Origin of the sequence: Arthrobacter sp. Soil762 (assembly GCF_001428335.1) — a bacterium.
Classification (GTDB): domain Bacteria; phylum Actinomycetota; class Actinomycetes; order Actinomycetales; family Micrococcaceae; genus Arthrobacter.
The window spans coordinates 23,184-38,760 of the sequence record NZ_LMSG01000007.1; the positions used below are offsets into that span (position 1 = coordinate 23,184).

The window sequence follows — 15,577 nt, forward strand, 5'->3', positions numbered from 1 at the left end:
AGTTACTCATGGCCTATACGCTATGAATGGCATCAGGTAACATTTTGTGTCAGCTGTCCGCCTGCTCTGTGTAGTGGTCATACCATAAGCAGCTGACCTTGGCTGAAGGAGCTTTAACGATGGCAAATGGGGGCCGCAGCGTGTTTCTTACGCAGCAACAGAAGAAGGAGCGGCTAGCGGATCGCATGGGCATCCTGGTGGATATCTGGGAGTCTGACAACAACACCGCGCTTACCTATCCTCATGTGGAGCAGGCACTTTCGGCGCACGGAATCCACCTGTCGCGAACGCGGTGGTCCTACTTGATCAATGGAACTGGCAGCCTGGTGACAGATCAAGAGCTCCTAAGGGGCATCGCAGAGTTCGTTTTTAAGGTGCCGGCTGCTTACCTCTGTGATCTCAATAGTGAAACTCCACCCGAAGTTGAGGCCCGGATGGACTTCCTGGTCCAGTTGCGAAAGCTCAAGGTGAAGAACTTCGCTGCGAGAAACCTGGGAGCCATGTCACCTGAAACGCTGAGGACAATCACTGAAATCATCGACGCCTCGATGAATGAGGAAGAGTGAATGGATCTCCCACCGGTTCAGGACAAGGTTCGGGAATTATGCGGTGACGGCACGACATCAATGGCGGAGGTCCTTGAGCGTCTGGCCACAATCTGCGAAAAGCCGATCAAACTGATCGAGCAAGAGGGGTCCTGGGGAACACTGACAGCCTTCAAGTTGGACTTTGAAGATCATTTTAAGATCTATGTCCCACCGCAAGACTCGACGCAGTATAAGCTTCACTGCATTTATCACGAGCTCGGACACATATATCTGGAGAGCTTCCAGGGTTCCTTGTTTCTGCCTGATTTCTCTGAAGAGATGCTGAAGGAGGCCGCTGGTGCGAAAAGCATGAGCTGCTGTTCTGTCCCGAATCATCCTGTAGAACGCTGGGTGGAGGATTTCGCTTTCGAGATGTCGAAGAAGACCCGTTCACGCAGCTCGTCCAATCCTGATCCTTTCCTCTCCTAGACCATGAAACTGTTGCTCTTTGCGCTGCTGAGTGCCCTATGCCTCCTTCGGATCCCCGCTGTGGTGAAGGTGTCGGAAGCCCGGGCGTCGTGGGTGGCGTCGGTGTTCGGTCTCGTGGCGCTCTATGTCCTGGGAACGGTTACACCGCTAGAGGTTATCGACAGCTACCTCGGTGGCGTCAACGTGACGAACCTGCTTCAAGCCATCTTCGCGCTACTGGCGATCTTCTTCTTCAACGACAGCGTGCGGCGTTTAGCGAACGTACCCATTGTTAGATGGACCTACTACGCTCCGCTGCTGAGCGTTCCCATCATGATCGTCAGCTTCGCCCTGATTGAGGACAAGGCTCCAACGGCCGCGGACTTCATTGATACCCGGATGGACCAGCTCGCAACTGCCGTGTACAGCGGCACGTACATGTTGGCGTTGTTGTTCACCGTGCTCAGGACCATCTATATGCTTCGGCACAAGGCCAAGGGCCCGTATGCAACGTTCTCAGTGGGCCTACTGGTGGTTGCGGTGGCTGTTTCGTGCCACATTACGTACGTGGTGTTGTTCCTTTTCTCCCCCTGGGACGCCTTCGCCCGAGAGATCGGATCTTGGTTTGACCGCCTCTTCTACGCAGGCCTCTCGGTGACGGCGGCGGGGTGGCTGATTCTTTTCCTGTCGAAGCAGCTCCCGAGGTTGCGTCTCTGGATGATCGATGCTCTGTGGCTGACTGGGTTGAGGATGCGGGTTAATGCGGATCGATCACGAGTCAGTCCGGCATGGGACCTTTTCAATGAAACGCTCGAAAATGGCGTCTACAAAAGCCTTATTGTTCTGCACAACTACGAGCGGGCGAACTTGACGACGTTCCCGGAATCTATTCAAACCAGGATCGATCGCATTGAGACAAAGCTCGATGCGCGGGTCTAGCTGGGGTCAGTAAAGAGCGTTTTCCTGACCCAATCCGTAAGTTCTTCGGTAAACGCCTGAGGCGAAGCGTTCCACTCTTGGGTATGGTGAGCCTCAGGTAGTGAAATCAAAGTGACGGTGGCCGGATTCGCACGTTGGAATGCCTCCGAGATCTCCCAGGGAACCTCTTGGTCTGTGTTGGAGTGCAGGACCAGTGTCGGGACTGCCACCCGGTTAGGTACATCGACCCAGTCAAGTGCATTGAAATCGATTGGTTCCTCCAGCCCGAGCATCTTCGCGAATGGGGGAGTCTGCAGCAGGCACATGACAAGGCCGGCACCAATCGCCGGGACGCCGGCCCGCGCCGCCCCTGCTGTGATGGTCTTACGCCAGCTCGTGACTGGCCCTACCAGGACAATCCCTACGATCCGGTCCCGGTGGGCGCTGCGCTCCGCTGTAAGCAGGGCAATGGTGCCACCCATTGACCAGCCGGAGAGGATGATGCGCCTGGCTCCATGAGCTACGGCGTAGGTCACAGCGCTTTCCACGTCACGCCATTCAGTTTGCCCAAGGTGACTCGATTCGGCCTGTGGTGGGCTGACCTCCGGGTCGCTGCGAAATGTGGGAACCAAGGAGGTGAATCCCAATGAACTGAAAGCGTGGACATCTCGGAACATGATTGAGCGGTCCGTCCAGCTGCCGTGGATGTGGATCACCCATTCGTCCGTGTTCCCCTCGAACAACCATGCAGGCGCCGCACCGTAGGCGGTGGGAACGCCCACCTCTTCGTAGCGTCCGCCGACGGCAGAGGGCTCGAAGAACACATCCGGGGTCCAATCGACGATTGGCCCCAGACGGCCCGGCCCGGAGCCGGGCGGATCGATCCGCCGCTCTACGTACTTTTGATCCTCATTGATCAGCGTGACGTCGCCGACTCGCGTGTACTTCTCTGTCGTCGGGTCGAACACGCCGAAGTCGCCCGGGGCTTTGGTGTAATCGTCCAACTCGATGCGGATTCGGCGTCCGTCTCCTATCACCTCGGCCCGGCGGTAGTCCTTTGGGCCCCGCTTGACGATCTTGCGGGCCATGACGACCGCGAACCCAGATAGCCCGGCAGCCGGCACAAGGAACGCCAGGCATGCCAGGATGCGCCGTGTCGTCAACATTAGGTCTTCATCCTCCAGCGCCGATCAAGGCAGAAACGGAAACCCACACATCGTAACGTCCTTCAGTCCTGATATAGGCACAACCCATGCCCACTACAGGCGTTGCACATGTTCACTACGGCCATGTAACGTGCTTAGGGAAACAAGAAGGTATTGCTCTTTGACAAGGCTTGTTATGAAATGCGGGATCTCATCTACCGCGGAGATAGTTGACATAGGCAGGAAGCATCTCGAACTCCACAGCATCAATATTGGCCTCGTACTTCACGCGTTTGCCGTGCCGTTGGCCTGCGGGGGAGTCGGCCGTGACCACCCCGGTAGCTTCGAGCGCTTCCAGGTGATGCTGGAGGCTGGGCCGAGTCAGCTTCTTGTTGCCGTCCAGGACGATTCCCTTGAGGATTTCGCCGGTGGTACACGGGCCGTTCTGGTGCAGGTAACGCAGGATGGCCGCGTGGGCTCGGTTTCCGAGAACTTCGATGGCTGCCTCAACCTCCTGCGGGTGATTGGGCTGGATGAGGCGCGGCATGCGTCTATCTTGCCCGATTATTTGGATAGCCCTGAGTTCTAGAACAAAGTGTATCGCTAAATGATGCACTTTGAGCTACAGTCAAATTGTAGCTGGCGATGTGACAAGCAGCTTGGTTGGGAACGAGAGAAGAATTGCCTGCCAGCCAACGACTTGATTGTCGATAGCTGGCAGTAGACCGGGAAGCGATGCCCATGGGGGAGGAACAGGTTTTGAAGAACATCCTGCCGTTCGGCACACAGTGTCCGATGAACGCGTCATTGCCTACCCGCCGCAATCACCGTATAGCGGCGAAGCGATGATCGCCCGAAAAGTCATCACCGGCACGTCGATTGTCGCTCTGCTGACGGTTGGCCTTGTCACTGTTGTCCTGGATGACAGCGACCCTGCGCAGGCAGCATCATCGTGTGCTGCACCTGCAGGCGTGGCCGCTGGTCCGGCCCCGGCTGGGGGAGTGGCCGGTTTCGATGGCGAGCAGATGAAGAACGCGGCGGCAATCATGAAAGCAGCCTCGGATCTGGGATTGCCCGTAGCGGCCCAGTTGATCGGGGTGCAGGCGTCCATTGGTGAATCCACGCTCCGGGTGATTGATTTCGGTGATGGTGCCGGCCCGGATTCCCGCGGTTTGTTCCAGCAGCGGGCCAACGGTGCGTGGGGGTCCTATGAGGACCGCATGGATCCTCACATCAGTGCCACGAACTTCTTCAAGGCACTCCAGCGGGTGGAGGGCTGGGACACTCTTGAACCGACGATTGCGATCCACCGTGCTCAGCGCAACGCTGACCCGAACCACTACACGCAGTTCCGTGCCAAGGCTACGGAAATCGTCAAGGCGCTGGGTGGGGAAGCAGCTGCCCTGGTTGATCCGTCCGGTGTCTGCCCGGGTGAGGGCAACCAGATCGTTGGGGATCTTGCCGGTAAGTGGGTCAAGGCTCTTCCGGATGCGGTGATGACCAGTGGCTACGGCCCCCGGCCGGCACCTCCGGGAACTGCCGGGGGAGTGCTGGCTAATTTCCACTACGGGATCGACTTCTCCACCCCCGGACAGGCCGGAACGATCCTGGCCATCACGGATATGAAAATCGTCAAGATCCGGAATCTTGAAGGCATGTTCGGGACGGGCGTCACGGGCCAGACCCTGGACGGCAAACTCACTATCGGCATGTATCACATGGAAGCCGGCTCCTTGAAGGTCAAGGAAGGCGACACCGTTGCCGCCGGAACTCCGCTGGGAACTGAGGGCGCGACGGGCAACGTCTCCGGCCGTCACCTGCACATGGAGTTCTACGCAGGTGCGCTCCCGAATCCGATGATCCCGATCAACGCCACCATCGATCCGACACCGATCCTCAAAGAGAAAGGCATCCTCTGATGCGGAAACTCGTACTCGCTCCGGCCCTGATGGCCACCACGCTCCTGCTGGCGGCCTGCGCCGGGGAACCTGCCTCCAACACTGCCAGCACGACACCTTCAGCGTCAGAGACCGCCTCCGCGGACGGGGGAAACGAAAAGGCGGAGCACTCGGCCGACGACGGCCACGACCACGCCACCGAGCACTATCACGGCCCCAATGTCACCTGGGATGCCAACTCCGAGGTCAAGGTCAAAGAGGCCGCGGCGAAGGCCATGAAGCTCTTCGCCCGCCCGGATGTCCCGGAGACGCAGTGGTTTTCCGAACTGGAGCCGTTGCTGGCTGCTGCCTACGCGGAGGATGCCAGGTACATCGACCCGGCCCGGGTGCCGTTCTCCACGATCACGGATGGTCCCTCGATCAGCCGCGAGGCAGAGAACCCAATGACTGTCACGGCCTCCTTCTACACCAACGACGGCCCCTGGGACATGATGCTGCACCGCGTTGGCCAGGACGATCCCTGGCTTGTGACCTCGATCAGCTCAAAGGCCAGCCAGTGAACGGGCACCACGGCGTGAGCCTTGACGAGTTCGGCACGGCACCGCTGTTCACGGACCCGCTGGCCCAGTACGAAACATCCACCAGCACAGCAGCCCCAAGGGATGGCGGGCCCGGCCCGGTTCTGTTCCAGGACGCACGGTTCCTCCCGCCCACACATGTTTCCCGAAGTCAGCACACCACGAGTGAAAGGAAGAACTCATGAGTACCAACTGGTCAGGCGCGGAGCGAAAGTCCCGCGCCCCTATCAGCCTCCTCGATCCAACAGAGCCGGCATCTGAGGACAGCCCGCAAGAGGCTCCTGAGCCTGTGATCAGCGCCGTACCTGCCACGGAGGCCACTGCTGTGCCCGTCCAGCCGTCCAGAGAGCCAGCAGAGTCCGCAGCCGAGGGCGTGCACGGCCCGCTGGTCAGTGGCCGCCGCAGCGCATCGGTGCTGCGGAAGGAGAACGTCAACGATCAGCTTCCACCAGCTACCGGCTGGCAGGCGTTTCTCCGGGCGATCACCTTCGGCCTGGTCAAGCCCAAGGTCGGTGCGGCCGAGCTGGCACGCCGGACGGACCTGTCCGCGATCCAGCGCGTGTACTCGCGCCCGATGCAGATCATGGTCGCCCAGCCCTTGGGCGGGGTCGGTAAGACCACCTGCAGCGTCGGGATCGGCTCCACCTTCGGGATCCACTCGGGCCAGCACGCCATCGTTTGGGATATCAACGAAATGATGGGCACCCTTGGCGTCCGGACCAACTCCAACGAGTCCACCCGCACCGTGTGGGATCTGCTGAATGTGTTGGCGAAGTTCGAAACCATCTCCGCCCGCAAGGGTGACTTCACCTACTACACGCGGCATCAGGGCAAGAACCAGTTCTCCGTCCTGGCCTCGGACGAGGACCCGGACCGGATGAAGTCCATCGGAGCGGATGAGTTCAACCGGATCCACACCGTGGTCAGCCGGTTTTACGACACGATCATTGTGGATACGGGCAACAACACCCGCTCCGCAAACTGGCTGGCCTCCATCGAGGTCACGGACCAGCTCGTGATCCCCACAACCCTCAAACGCAATGCCGTTGTCTCCGCGCTTCGCATGATCGAGCAGCTCGAATCCATGACCGAACGCACCGGGAACCCGCACTACAAGAACCTGGTCGATAAGGCCGTGGTCATTGTCACCCAAGGCGGCGGGGCCAAAGTCTCGGCCGCAGAGCAGGCGGACCTGCGCGAAAAGCTCGGTTCCGCTGTCCGGACGATCATCGACATTCCCTACGACGGTGCCCTGGACACCGGCTCGATCATCGACTGGCAGCTGGTCGGTGATCCCGCCCGCCGCGCCTTCGAACGCGCCACGGCCGAAATCGCCGCCGGCCTGCTCGAGGTAGACAACCGCTCCACCACCAACCGATAGGACCACTCATCATGCTCAGCAACATCCTGACCAAAATCACCATCGCCGCCGCCCCGGAAAACCCCTTGGACGGCGTCACACCCAGCATTGACGTGTTCGGCGTCCAGTTCAAAGGAGCCATCCAGCTCGTCATGGGCGGCCTGTGGGCGTTGGCACTGCTGGGAGTCACGGCAGCGTTCATCTGGAACCTCGCAAAGTGGGGCATCGCACGCAAGGACGGACGCGTGGACGACATCTCCGACGGGGCAACAGGTGCCAAACGAAGCGGTATCGCCTTCGGCTGCGTCGCCGGCGCCAGCGTCCTCATCGGAGCATTCCTCGCCGTCGCAGGCGCAGCAGGAGCCTAATCGGAGCACTGGAGGCCAGTTATTGGGCGTCCAGCTCGCACGGAACCTCCGACACTGAATGGAATGCGACTCATGAAAAAGAACTGGAAAGCCCTCGCGGCCATCGCCGCCGTGCTGATTATCGTGGCGATAGCCGTGGTGCTCATCAACCTCCGGCCGGGCGCACAGGCTGCACAGCCTGAACCAAGCGCCGATAACGGCATGGTTGCCGGCAAGTTCGGCTTCCCTGTCTCCAAAATCAACATCGGAGAGGGCGGCACAAAAACTGCTGCCGATGGCAAAACCCCCACTGGCTACAACGGCACCTGCGACTCCGCAGTCCAGGCGGCCGCCAACTACACACCAACATTGGTTGACGTGCATCTGGAAACCTGGGGGACCCAGAAGGCCACCCTGAATTCCCTTGCCGTCCCCGGGCCGTGGCTGGAGACGGTCCTTCTTCCCGGCACCATCATCTCCGATGCCAAAGCCCAAGGTACGGCGCTAAAAACTTTCGGGGGCGGGTGGATGGACCAGGCTGACGTCAAGGCCGGCGGCCTCTACCGGACCGTGTCCTGTGAGCCAAAGAAGACGGCCCTAGTGCAGGTGTTCTTTGGTGCCCTCGGAACCAGCGACACCTTGCCAGAGGCATATTTCGGTACCCGAACCATGGAGCTGACCTGGAAGGGCGACTGGAAAATCTCCAACGTCGTGACAGGTGTCAATGACGCAGACCTGGTGTCCCAGTTGAAAGACAAAGGCCCCTCAGGAGGTGTCGGGGGTACTACCACTGGCAAGATACCGCCACTTGATGAGCCCCTGGTGGCCCGGTACTTCGAGGATCTGAGCAAGGAAGGGTGGGTCGAGTATGCGAACGCTACGCGCTAGCACCCGTCTGCGGCTCGTGGCCGCGTTCCTGGTCTTATTCCTTGGCCTCGGTGTTATCACCGCGGGAGCTGCCCAGGCAGCGGACGACGTGAACGCGTCCGAGAAGCTGAATGCCGATCAGCTGAAACGTCTGGCGGGGTTGCCGCCCGCCGAACGGGATGGCATCCGCGACCGCTTCAACCGGGAGATGGCCAAGAACCTCTGCAAGCCGAATCCGATGAGCTTAACGATGGTTGGCCAGGACTGCGAAGGGATGTCCGCACGGGCATTCAACAGCTTTCTGACCACCCCGGAACAGTCCCTCGATTACAAACCCGAGGTAAGCAAAAGCCAGTTTTGTGCCGCCCTGGCCAACGAAGGTGCCCGTCCGGTAACCACTGGTTTTTGCATAGCTGAGGCAGCGTGGGAAAAGTTTCAGCCGCTTGCTGGCGTTGCCCTGCGCACGGCTGTTGGTATGCAGCCGGGCGGTCAGTTCGTGCTGGGTGCAGTGGACACTGTGGCTTTCATTGCCAATGCCAAGGACGGGTTTGAGAAGTTCGCGAATTCGACCAAGGAGGCCGGCGTCACAGCCACGAACGAGGTTTTGATGAACCTCTTGAAGGTCTCCTCGTTTCAGGTTGATGACGCGTTCCGGGACATGTGGGGGATCTTCTCCGGGATCGGTATCGTGCTCCTGGCGTTGATGTATTTCAAGCTGTTCAAGGATCTCTCGGACGAGAAGATCGACTTCGATACGGTGCGGCAATCGTTGTTCTGGTTCGGCCCGCTGTCGATCCTGTTGGCGATCTTCGGTCCGGCTCTGGCGTATGTGGGTAATAGCTGGTTGACGGACCTCACCGGCGCCATCAGTCCGTGGACGTCGAATCAGATCATGGATTTCGCCACGACGATTTCCCGGTTCGCTTCTTATGAGTCGAACGGAGTGTTCGGCCCGTTGGCGGCCGTGCTTCTGTTCGGGTTGTTGTTCGTTGGTGCGTGGGCGCTTCTGGGGCTCTTTGCCCTCCAGCCGCTCGCCCTGTATCTGCTGGGTGTGGGTCTGGCGCTGATGATCGGTTTCATGATCCACCCGCAGTACCGCGCCCGCGTGGCTAAAACCGGGTCGCTGTGGCTCGGTATTGCCTTGTCCAAGCCGCTGATCCTTTTGCTGATGGGGGCTTTGTTCAGTTTCATCAGCAGCCGTCCCGCGTTTCAGGGCGAGGGAACGGATGACGCAATGATCAACGCATCGTCGGTGTTCACTGCGGCCGCGGCCATGCTGGTGCTGGCGTTCTCGCCGGCCCTGTTGTTCAAGTTCGTCCCGATCCTGCCGTCCTCGGCCACAAGCCTGGGCGCTAACCGCCCGTCAATTGCCGGCGCGGCGATGGTGGCCGGCGCGGGCGCTGCCATGGGCTCAATGATCCGCAAACGCCGGACGGCACAGAGCCAGTCCGGTTCCGGCGGGAGCAGCGGCCCCGGCGGGTCCTCACGGCCCAGTCAGGGCGGCCCAGCCGGCGGTACTGCCGCTGTTGGTGCCGGTGTCGGCGCCGGTGGTCAGCGCGGTGCCGGTGCAGCTGCACGGCAGGGCTCTGCCGGCCAGGAATCCGGCAGCGAAGCGGCACCTGAAACCCGCACCTTGGGTGAGATGCAGGCCGATGACCGGGCGGGCACCCCGTCCGGCAAGGCGGCTCAGTCCCTGCGCGGTGGTGCTGCAGCTGTCGGCCGGGGCACCGGATCCGTGGCGCGGGGTTCCGCGAAGGTCGCCGCCGGCGGCGCGACAGCGTTCCTGCTCGCTGGCCGCGAGAGCGCACGGCAGGCCTCGATGCGCGGCCGCCAGGGCGTCAATTCAATGGCACCCGATACCGACCACATCAGTGGCCGGTAAGTAGTACAGACGCAGGGGAGTAGGCAGTCATGGGAAGAATGGTCGTTGTCGGCGGTGAGGTCTCACGCCGTGGCCTGTTCGGGGGGAACCGGACCGGTCCGGAGTGGATTGGCCTGGGTCTTTCGGTGGGTCTTGGTGTCCTCGCCATCGTCGCCTCAGCGGCCATGATCTGGGTGGGACTGTTGATCGCGGCCGTGTTGGTCGGTGCCGGTGTATTGCTGACGACGCCGAGCAAAATGACTGGACACCGCTCCCTGGGTGCCCTGTATATCGAGGCCAGGCATCAGCGCTCCCGGAAGAAGAACGGGACGGCGACGTTCGTTCCGGTGAAGTTCCGGGACCAGACCCGGATGGTCAAGGCGGGCAAGGCCGACCGGGCCCGGGCGGACGAGAACGGCATGATCGAGGTCCCGGTCCGGCACAAGAACAATGTCCCGCTCATGGTCGGGGACGTGCGGGCCTTCACCGTCCTCACCCCGGGCGGGCCAATGACGGTGTTCCGGCACCAGGGCGCCATCAAAGTCCCGTACTACACCGTCACCGTCGAGGTCATGGGCTCGTCCTCCGGTATCCGGGAGGAGAACCGGGAGGATTCCGCGTACGTGGCCAGGGGTCAGTTCCTGGCACGTCTGGCCCGCCGGCAGTCCCTGGTGACGCACGTGCAGTCGCTCTCCCGGGCCGTGCCGATGGACTCCACGGATCACCTGATCTGGATCCGGGACCGACAGGCCCCGGGAGTGCAGAACATTCTGCTGGCCTCCTACGGGGACCTGGTGCAGACCCTCCAGTCCCGCTCTGAACAGCACCGGACCTACGAGACGTTCCGGATTCCTAAGTCAGCGACCCTGTCACTGAAAGCAGACAAGCTCGGAGATGGTGACACCGGCCTCGGGCTGGCGATCTATCAGGAGATTCGTTCGGCCCTGTCCCAAGCGCAGATGATGGGCTCCATCCAGGACTACCGGACCCTGGGACCGGGACAGATGGCCGGGTTGCTGCGTCATTTGCAGGACCCGGATTACGACATTGACGACCACGAAGGCGCTGACCTGGCCGACTGCTGGCAGCACCTGGACGGGGAAAGCTCTGAGTCCTCGGTGGTTGTCAACGGGCACTGGCATACCCGCACCGGATACGTCCCTGCCTCGGCGTTCAGCCCCGAAGCCGTCCCGGTCTCGGCCCTCCAGGCACTGGTCAGCGGCATCCAGCCGGCGGTCGTTCATTCGGTCTCCATGGTCATGGAACTCGAAGATGCCCGCAAAGCACGCGGGAAGGCCCGCACGGACGCGGCCATGGACATTGCCAAGGACAACGACGTCCGCAAATCCGGGAAACTCTCTGACGGTGCCGAAGAGGTATTGATGGGCGCCTCCCGGCAGCGGCTCCTGGACCTGAAACCGGGCTCCGGACACCACGGGGCCTCCTACGCGCTCTACATCACCTACTCCGTGGAGTCCGAAGATGAGCTGCTGGCCACCGCTGACCTGATCGAAGCCGCCGCCGCGGACGCCGGGATCGAATTCATTGACTGGATGGATCACCGCAACGATCTGGCCCTGATCACCACCATGCCGTTCACGAGAGGAATCCGATGAACACCACGCAGAAACTCATCAAGGGGCTACGGATGCCCTGGGCACTGACCAGCAAATCCCGCCGCGCCAAGCGCTCCCAGACCCGCGGCGCACGGGTCTCCCAGCACAACGCGGCAGCAGTGGCCACCGAAGATGCCCTCGAGGCCAGACGCCGGTCCGGGACCACCACGAAGAAGACTGAGGGCAGAAAAGATAACCTCCGCCAAAGGGCAGAGGCCCAGGCCGCTGCCTCCATCCCCTGGCGTCACGAGCACAAAAACGTCCGGGCTTCCCGGCTGGGTTTCTACGACCCGGCGGCGCCCGGGGTGTTGTCCTCTACACGGCAGATGGAATTCTCGCACATGGCGATCGCCTCCCCGCCCACCTCTCACCGGGGATTGGCGTTCGGGATCGACGCCGGGTCTGGGTGGATGATCGTCCATGACCCCTTCACCTCCTATGGCAACGAGCTCGAATCCCCGAACGTCTGCTTCATCGGTGACCTCGGACAGGGCAAGTCCTCGGGCATCAAAACCTGGGCCGTGCTGCGTCAGCTGATCCTCGGCCGCCGCGTCGTGGTGATCGATAAGAAGTACCAGCTGGACCAGAACGGCGGCGAATACACCTCTCTGGCCGAACGGCTGGGCATTACGCCGGTGAAGTTCATGGTCGGCGGGGGCGGGGCGAGGATTAACATCCTGGATCCCCGGATCGCGGCCCGCCTCCACGAGGACAACCATGACGACACCGCACTCTCCACCCCTGCAGGACAGTCCATGCTCGTCCGGGCCGTCGTGGAAGAGGCCCTGGGTCGGCCGCTGCTGCCCAAAGAGGGCAAAGCCGTGCGTATGGCCCACAAGCAGGCGCTGCGGGCCGCTGCGGCCGCCAACGAAGTCGCGGATGTTCGCCACGTCTTGAAGGCGTTGTACTCACCGGACAAGGGCACCGCAGAGGCCGCAAACCTGACGGCGGAGGAATTGCGGCAGTGGGGCCAGGACCCGGCGTTCGAGCTCGAACGCATGATTGAAGACGACCTGGCCGGCCTGATCGACGGTCCCACGAGCGAGGAGATTACCCTCAACGCAGGCCTCACGGTCTTTGACGTGTCCCTGCTCCCGGAGGACGGGCCGGCGCTGGCGATTGTCATGACGATCATCAACACCTGGTTGGCGAACACCCTCTACCGGCAGACCGAACCGGTTCCCACGGTCCTGGTGATCGAGGAAGCCTGGCACACCGTCCAGGGCTCGGTCGCGAAAGTCACCCGGCGGAACACCAAGCTTTCCCGCGCACTGTCCCTTTCGTGCATGTTCGCGTTCCACCACATCTCCGACATTCCCGAAGACAGCCCGGCGATCGCCATGCTCAAAGAATGCGGAACGGTCCTGCTGTACAAGCAGCAGAAGTCCGATGACGCCTGGGCATGCGAGCGGATGTTCAACCTCCCCGCCGGATCCGCAGCCGATATCTCATCCCTGACCAAGGGAACCTGCATGATGCGGATCGGCAGCAAAGACCCCTTCATCGCCATCCACGTCCGCAGCGCCCTCGAAATCGAACTGACCGACACGGACAAGGCCATGAAATCCACCGCCACGTTGAATAACGTCGAAGCCGGAGCACAGGGGGAAGCAGCATGAGCAGCAAATCCATGTCCACGGATTCGGTCATGAAGATCGGCCTGGCCATCATCATCGGTGTCCTGGCCGTCCTGGGATGGGTATCGGCATTCCTTGGTGAGCTGATCACGCCAACCGGTATGCCGTGGACCGACATTGAAGCGCTGTGGGCGAAGGTGAAGGCCGGCGCATTCGCCTGGCCTGGCGCGGCCACCTGGATTCTCGTTATCCTGGCCATCCTCTCTATCGTTGGGGCGGCTTTCCTCAGCGCGAAGTTCGGCTCCAAACGCCACCGCGACGACGGCCTGCCCGGCTACACGGACCTCGAAAAGCGGATGGGCAAGAAGGCTGCCCTGGCGAAAGCCAAACAGTCGCTGGAACTCCCTGCGGAGGCCACTGAGGATGAAATGATCGTCGCGCTGTGCAAGCTCGACGGGCAGACCCTCTATGTCCAGCACGAGGATTCGATGTGGGTGTTCGCACCGCAGCGCTCCGGAAAAACACTGTTCCTCGCCGTGGGCATCGTCCTGGACGCACCAGGTGCCGTGATCGCCACGTCCACGAAGAATGACCTGCCGATGCTCACCGCCGTAGCGCGGCAGCGCAAGGGCAGTGTTTCCGTGTTTGACCTCCAGGACATTTCCGGATGGGACAACATAGTCCGCTGGAACGTCATCGAAGGATGCGAGGATCCCGACGAGGCCCTGGCCCGTGGGAAGGCCTGGGCCGGAGCCCAGCCCATGGGGGACGTCAAGAACGGGGACTTCTTCAACTCCAAGGCAGCCGCCGTGCTCGGTCGGTTCCTCCACGCAGCAGCGCTGGGCGGGAAAAGCGTCGAGGACATTGTGAAGTGGACCAACAACTTCTCCAACACCGAACCGCTCGATATCCTCCGCCGGCACAACGCTCCCGCAGCGTTCACCTCCCGGCTGCAGGCGCTGATTTCCTCCCGCGCGGGGGAAACCGTGGACTCCATCCAGGAAACCCTGGCCGGCCTGCTGGAACCGTTGTCCTCTCCCAAGGCAATGCATATCCTCAGCCCGCGCAAGGGTGAAGGATTCACCATGGAGAAGTTCCTGGAGAAGCCGAACACCATGTACCTGCTCACCGACGGGGAACGTTCGCCGGTGGCACCACTGGTGGCCATGTTTGCTGACTTCATGTTCCGCAAGGCCCAGCGCATTTCCCAGGGCGCCCCGGGGGGCAGGCTGTGGCCGGTCCTGACCATGGTCCTGGATGAAGCGCCGAACGTTGCCGCCATCCCGGACATGGCAAGCGCACTATCAGACTCCGGTGGCCGCGGGATCCGCATCATCGGATTCAGCCAGTCCTTCGCCCAGAACCGTCAACGGTGGGGTGCTGAGGCCGCCACTGCCATCCGTGGAACCTCCTCGATCCGGTTGTTCCTGCCGGGCCTGGAAGAACTCGACGAACTCGACAAGATTGCCCGTGCTGCGGGAACCACCCGGCACCAGCGGGTTTCGACCTCCCAAGGCAGGAACGGGTCCTCACGCACCACCAGTGAGGAAGAACGCCCGGTTATCCGCGGCTACGAGATTCAGCAGCTGCCCGTGGGCGAGGCCTTCATGCATTACAGCAACGTGGCCCCGGCCCGTGTGAAGCTCACTCCGTGGTGGGAACGTCCCGACGCCGACCAGATCACCAAAGACAAGAAAGCGGCGCAGTCGCTCAAAGAAGCGAACGCAGCAACCCAGTACCAGCAGGACCGGCTCACCGAAGCCGCAGCGGCCACAAAGGCCGCAGACATTGAATCCGCAGCCGCCGGCACGCGAGGGGATAAGGCATGAGCGCCACGCTTGAGGACGAGCCCGCCGACGTTGAAGTCCCCTCCGTGGAAGACATAGTCCTGAACCACGTCGGGCAGATAGGTGCCCTCCAGGACGGCATGCAGGCACTGGTGGAGATGGTCGATGATCTTCTTGCTGCCCCGCCTAAGAGCAAACCTGCGCCGTGGAACTGGAAGGAGCTCGACGGACCCCACGCCGCAGAGCTGATGGAAACCCTAGGCGCCTGGGTGGACTGGATCAACGAGCGGTACGGCGTAACGGACAGTTCCCGGATCCTCGGGTGCTGGTACCTCCATACAGCCGTCGTTGAAGAGCTCACGGCCGCGTGGGTGGCATGGCGATCCGCCTACTACGGTCACAAAAATGCAGTGACGGACGCAGCCTCATGGCACGACGGAACGTTCTGGCCCATGCTCGAACGCATCAGGTCCAAACCCTGGGGCTTCAGTGAGTGCATCAACGAAGGAAGCCACAAAGACCACCGACCCTCATTCAGACCATCAACCGATCCAGGTTTCTCTGACTTCCTTGCCGAACTGGGAGCTACAGGAGCAACGGAGTAGACCGAGGCAGAAGGGGCACGGAA

The 15,577-nt window shown here is 61.6% G+C and carries 15 protein-coding genes; 13 read left to right on the plus strand and 2 right to left on the minus strand.

Annotated features, from left to right (window positions below; translation table 11 throughout):
* The first annotated feature begins 98 nt into the window (after positions 1-98).
* Genes ASG77_RS07095 through ASG77_RS07105 form a run of 3 tightly spaced genes read left to right on the plus strand, consistent with a single transcriptional unit; the run spans position 99 to position 1,934 of the window.
* On the plus strand, positions 99-566 hold the full coding sequence (locus ASG77_RS07095) for a hypothetical protein (protein ID WP_235564371.1): 468 nt from the start codon (positions 99-101) through the stop codon (positions 564-566).
* Entirely contained in the window at positions 567-1,016 is a 450-nt protein-coding gene (locus ASG77_RS07100; protein WP_056343108.1) for a hypothetical protein, read from the plus strand.
* A 3-nt stretch (positions 1,017-1,019) separates the two neighbouring features.
* Entirely contained in the window at positions 1,020-1,934 is a 915-nt protein-coding gene (locus tag ASG77_RS07105) for a hypothetical protein (RefSeq protein ID WP_235564373.1), read from the plus strand.
* On the opposite strand, the gene ASG77_RS07110 is transcribed toward ASG77_RS07105, so the two are convergent.
* A complete protein-coding gene (locus ASG77_RS07110) occupies positions 1,931-3,001 on the minus strand; it encodes an alpha/beta hydrolase family protein (protein ID WP_235564376.1) in 1,071 nt (356 codons plus the stop codon). The genes ASG77_RS07105 and ASG77_RS07110 overlap by 4 nt on opposite strands.
* Before the next feature lie 268 nt (positions 3,002-3,269).
* Positions 3,270-3,605 (minus strand): winged helix-turn-helix domain-containing protein, encoded by a 336-nt coding sequence (locus ASG77_RS07115; protein ID WP_056343114.1) that lies wholly within the window; start codon positions 3,603-3,605, stop codon positions 3,270-3,272.
* A 298-nt stretch (positions 3,606-3,903) separates the two neighbouring features.
* Here ASG77_RS07115 and ASG77_RS07120 point away from each other — a divergent pair, with 298 nt between their 5' ends.
* From ASG77_RS07120 to ASG77_RS07170, 10 genes are all read left to right on the plus strand, one after another.
* Positions 3,904-4,977, plus strand: a complete 1,074-nt coding sequence (locus ASG77_RS07120) for a M23 family metallopeptidase (protein ID WP_056343208.1) — start codon at positions 3,904-3,906, stop codon at positions 4,975-4,977.
* A complete protein-coding gene (locus tag ASG77_RS07125; protein WP_056343115.1) occupies positions 4,977-5,516 on the plus strand; it encodes a hypothetical protein in 540 nt (179 codons plus the stop codon). Before ASG77_RS07120 ends, ASG77_RS07125 begins: the two co-directional genes overlap by 1 nt.
* A gap of 199 nt (positions 5,517-5,715) precedes the next feature.
* Positions 5,716-6,915 (plus strand): MinD/ParA family ATP-binding protein, encoded by a 1,200-nt coding sequence (locus ASG77_RS07135; protein WP_056343117.1) that lies wholly within the window; start codon positions 5,716-5,718, stop codon positions 6,913-6,915.
* Positions 6,916-6,926: 11 nt separating this feature from the next.
* Positions 6,927-7,262, plus strand: a complete 336-nt coding sequence (locus ASG77_RS07140; protein ID WP_056343120.1) for a hypothetical protein — start codon at positions 6,927-6,929, stop codon at positions 7,260-7,262.
* A gap of 72 nt (positions 7,263-7,334) precedes the next feature.
* Positions 7,335-8,129 (plus strand): hypothetical protein, encoded by a 795-nt coding sequence (locus ASG77_RS07145; RefSeq protein WP_056343123.1) that lies wholly within the window; start codon positions 7,335-7,337, stop codon positions 8,127-8,129.
* An 88-nt stretch (positions 8,130-8,217) separates the two neighbouring features.
* Entirely contained in the window at positions 8,218-9,990 is a 1,773-nt protein-coding gene (locus ASG77_RS07150) for a hypothetical protein (protein ID WP_235564377.1), read from the plus strand.
* A gap of 29 nt (positions 9,991-10,019) precedes the next feature.
* Positions 10,020-11,585 (plus strand): hypothetical protein, encoded by a 1,566-nt coding sequence (locus ASG77_RS07155; protein WP_056343127.1) that lies wholly within the window; start codon positions 10,020-10,022, stop codon positions 11,583-11,585.
* Positions 11,582-13,204: an ATP/GTP-binding protein gene (locus tag ASG77_RS07160; RefSeq protein ID WP_056343128.1), complete on the plus strand. Its 1,623-nt coding sequence runs from the start codon at positions 11,582-11,584 to the stop codon at positions 13,202-13,204. Before ASG77_RS07155 ends, ASG77_RS07160 begins: the two co-directional genes overlap by 4 nt.
* Positions 13,201-14,991, plus strand: coding sequence for a type IV secretory system conjugative DNA transfer family protein (locus ASG77_RS07165; protein WP_056343131.1), 1,791 nt, complete (start codon positions 13,201-13,203; stop codon positions 14,989-14,991). Before ASG77_RS07160 ends, ASG77_RS07165 begins: the two co-directional genes overlap by 4 nt.
* Positions 14,988-15,554 (plus strand): hypothetical protein, encoded by a 567-nt coding sequence (locus ASG77_RS07170; protein WP_056343134.1) that lies wholly within the window; start codon positions 14,988-14,990, stop codon positions 15,552-15,554. Before ASG77_RS07165 ends, ASG77_RS07170 begins: the two co-directional genes overlap by 4 nt.
* The last annotated feature ends 23 nt before the right edge of the window (positions 15,555-15,577 follow it).

Excerpts from the sequence above, each read along its gene's own strand:
- ASG77_RS07120 (WP_056343208.1), top strand. The coding sequence starts at position 3,904 with ATGATCGCCCGAAAAGTCATCACCGGCACGTCGATTGTCGCTCTGCTG.
- ASG77_RS07100 (WP_056343108.1), top strand. The coding sequence starts at position 567 with ATGGATCTCCCACCGGTTCAGGACAAGGTTCGGGAATTATGCGGTGAC.
- ASG77_RS07170 (WP_056343134.1), top strand. The coding sequence starts at position 14,988 with ATGAGCGCCACGCTTGAGGACGAGCCCGCCGACGTTGAAGTCCCCTCC.
- ASG77_RS07140 (WP_056343120.1), top strand. The coding sequence starts at position 6,927 with ATGCTCAGCAACATCCTGACCAAAATCACCATCGCCGCCGCCCCGGAA.
- ASG77_RS07115 (WP_056343114.1), bottom strand. The coding sequence starts at position 3,605 with ATGCCGCGCCTCATCCAGCCCAATCACCCGCAGGAGGTTGAGGCAGCC.
- ASG77_RS07165 (WP_056343131.1), top strand. The coding sequence starts at position 13,201 with ATGAGCAGCAAATCCATGTCCACGGATTCGGTCATGAAGATCGGCCTG.
- ASG77_RS07135 (WP_056343117.1), top strand. The coding sequence starts at position 5,716 with ATGAGTACCAACTGGTCAGGCGCGGAGCGAAAGTCCCGCGCCCCTATC.
- ASG77_RS07155 (WP_056343127.1), top strand. The coding sequence starts at position 10,020 with ATGGGAAGAATGGTCGTTGTCGGCGGTGAGGTCTCACGCCGTGGCCTG.
- ASG77_RS07145 (WP_056343123.1), top strand. The coding sequence starts at position 7,335 with ATGAAAAAGAACTGGAAAGCCCTCGCGGCCATCGCCGCCGTGCTGATT.
- ASG77_RS07110 (WP_235564376.1), bottom strand. The coding sequence starts at position 3,001 with ATGGCCCGCAAGATCGTCAAGCGGGGCCCAAAGGACTACCGCCGGGCC.
- ASG77_RS07160 (WP_056343128.1), top strand. The coding sequence starts at position 11,582 with ATGAACACCACGCAGAAACTCATCAAGGGGCTACGGATGCCCTGGGCA.
- ASG77_RS07105 (WP_235564373.1), top strand. The coding sequence starts at position 1,020 with ATGAAACTGTTGCTCTTTGCGCTGCTGAGTGCCCTATGCCTCCTTCGG.
- ASG77_RS07125 (WP_056343115.1), top strand. The coding sequence starts at position 4,977 with ATGCGGAAACTCGTACTCGCTCCGGCCCTGATGGCCACCACGCTCCTG.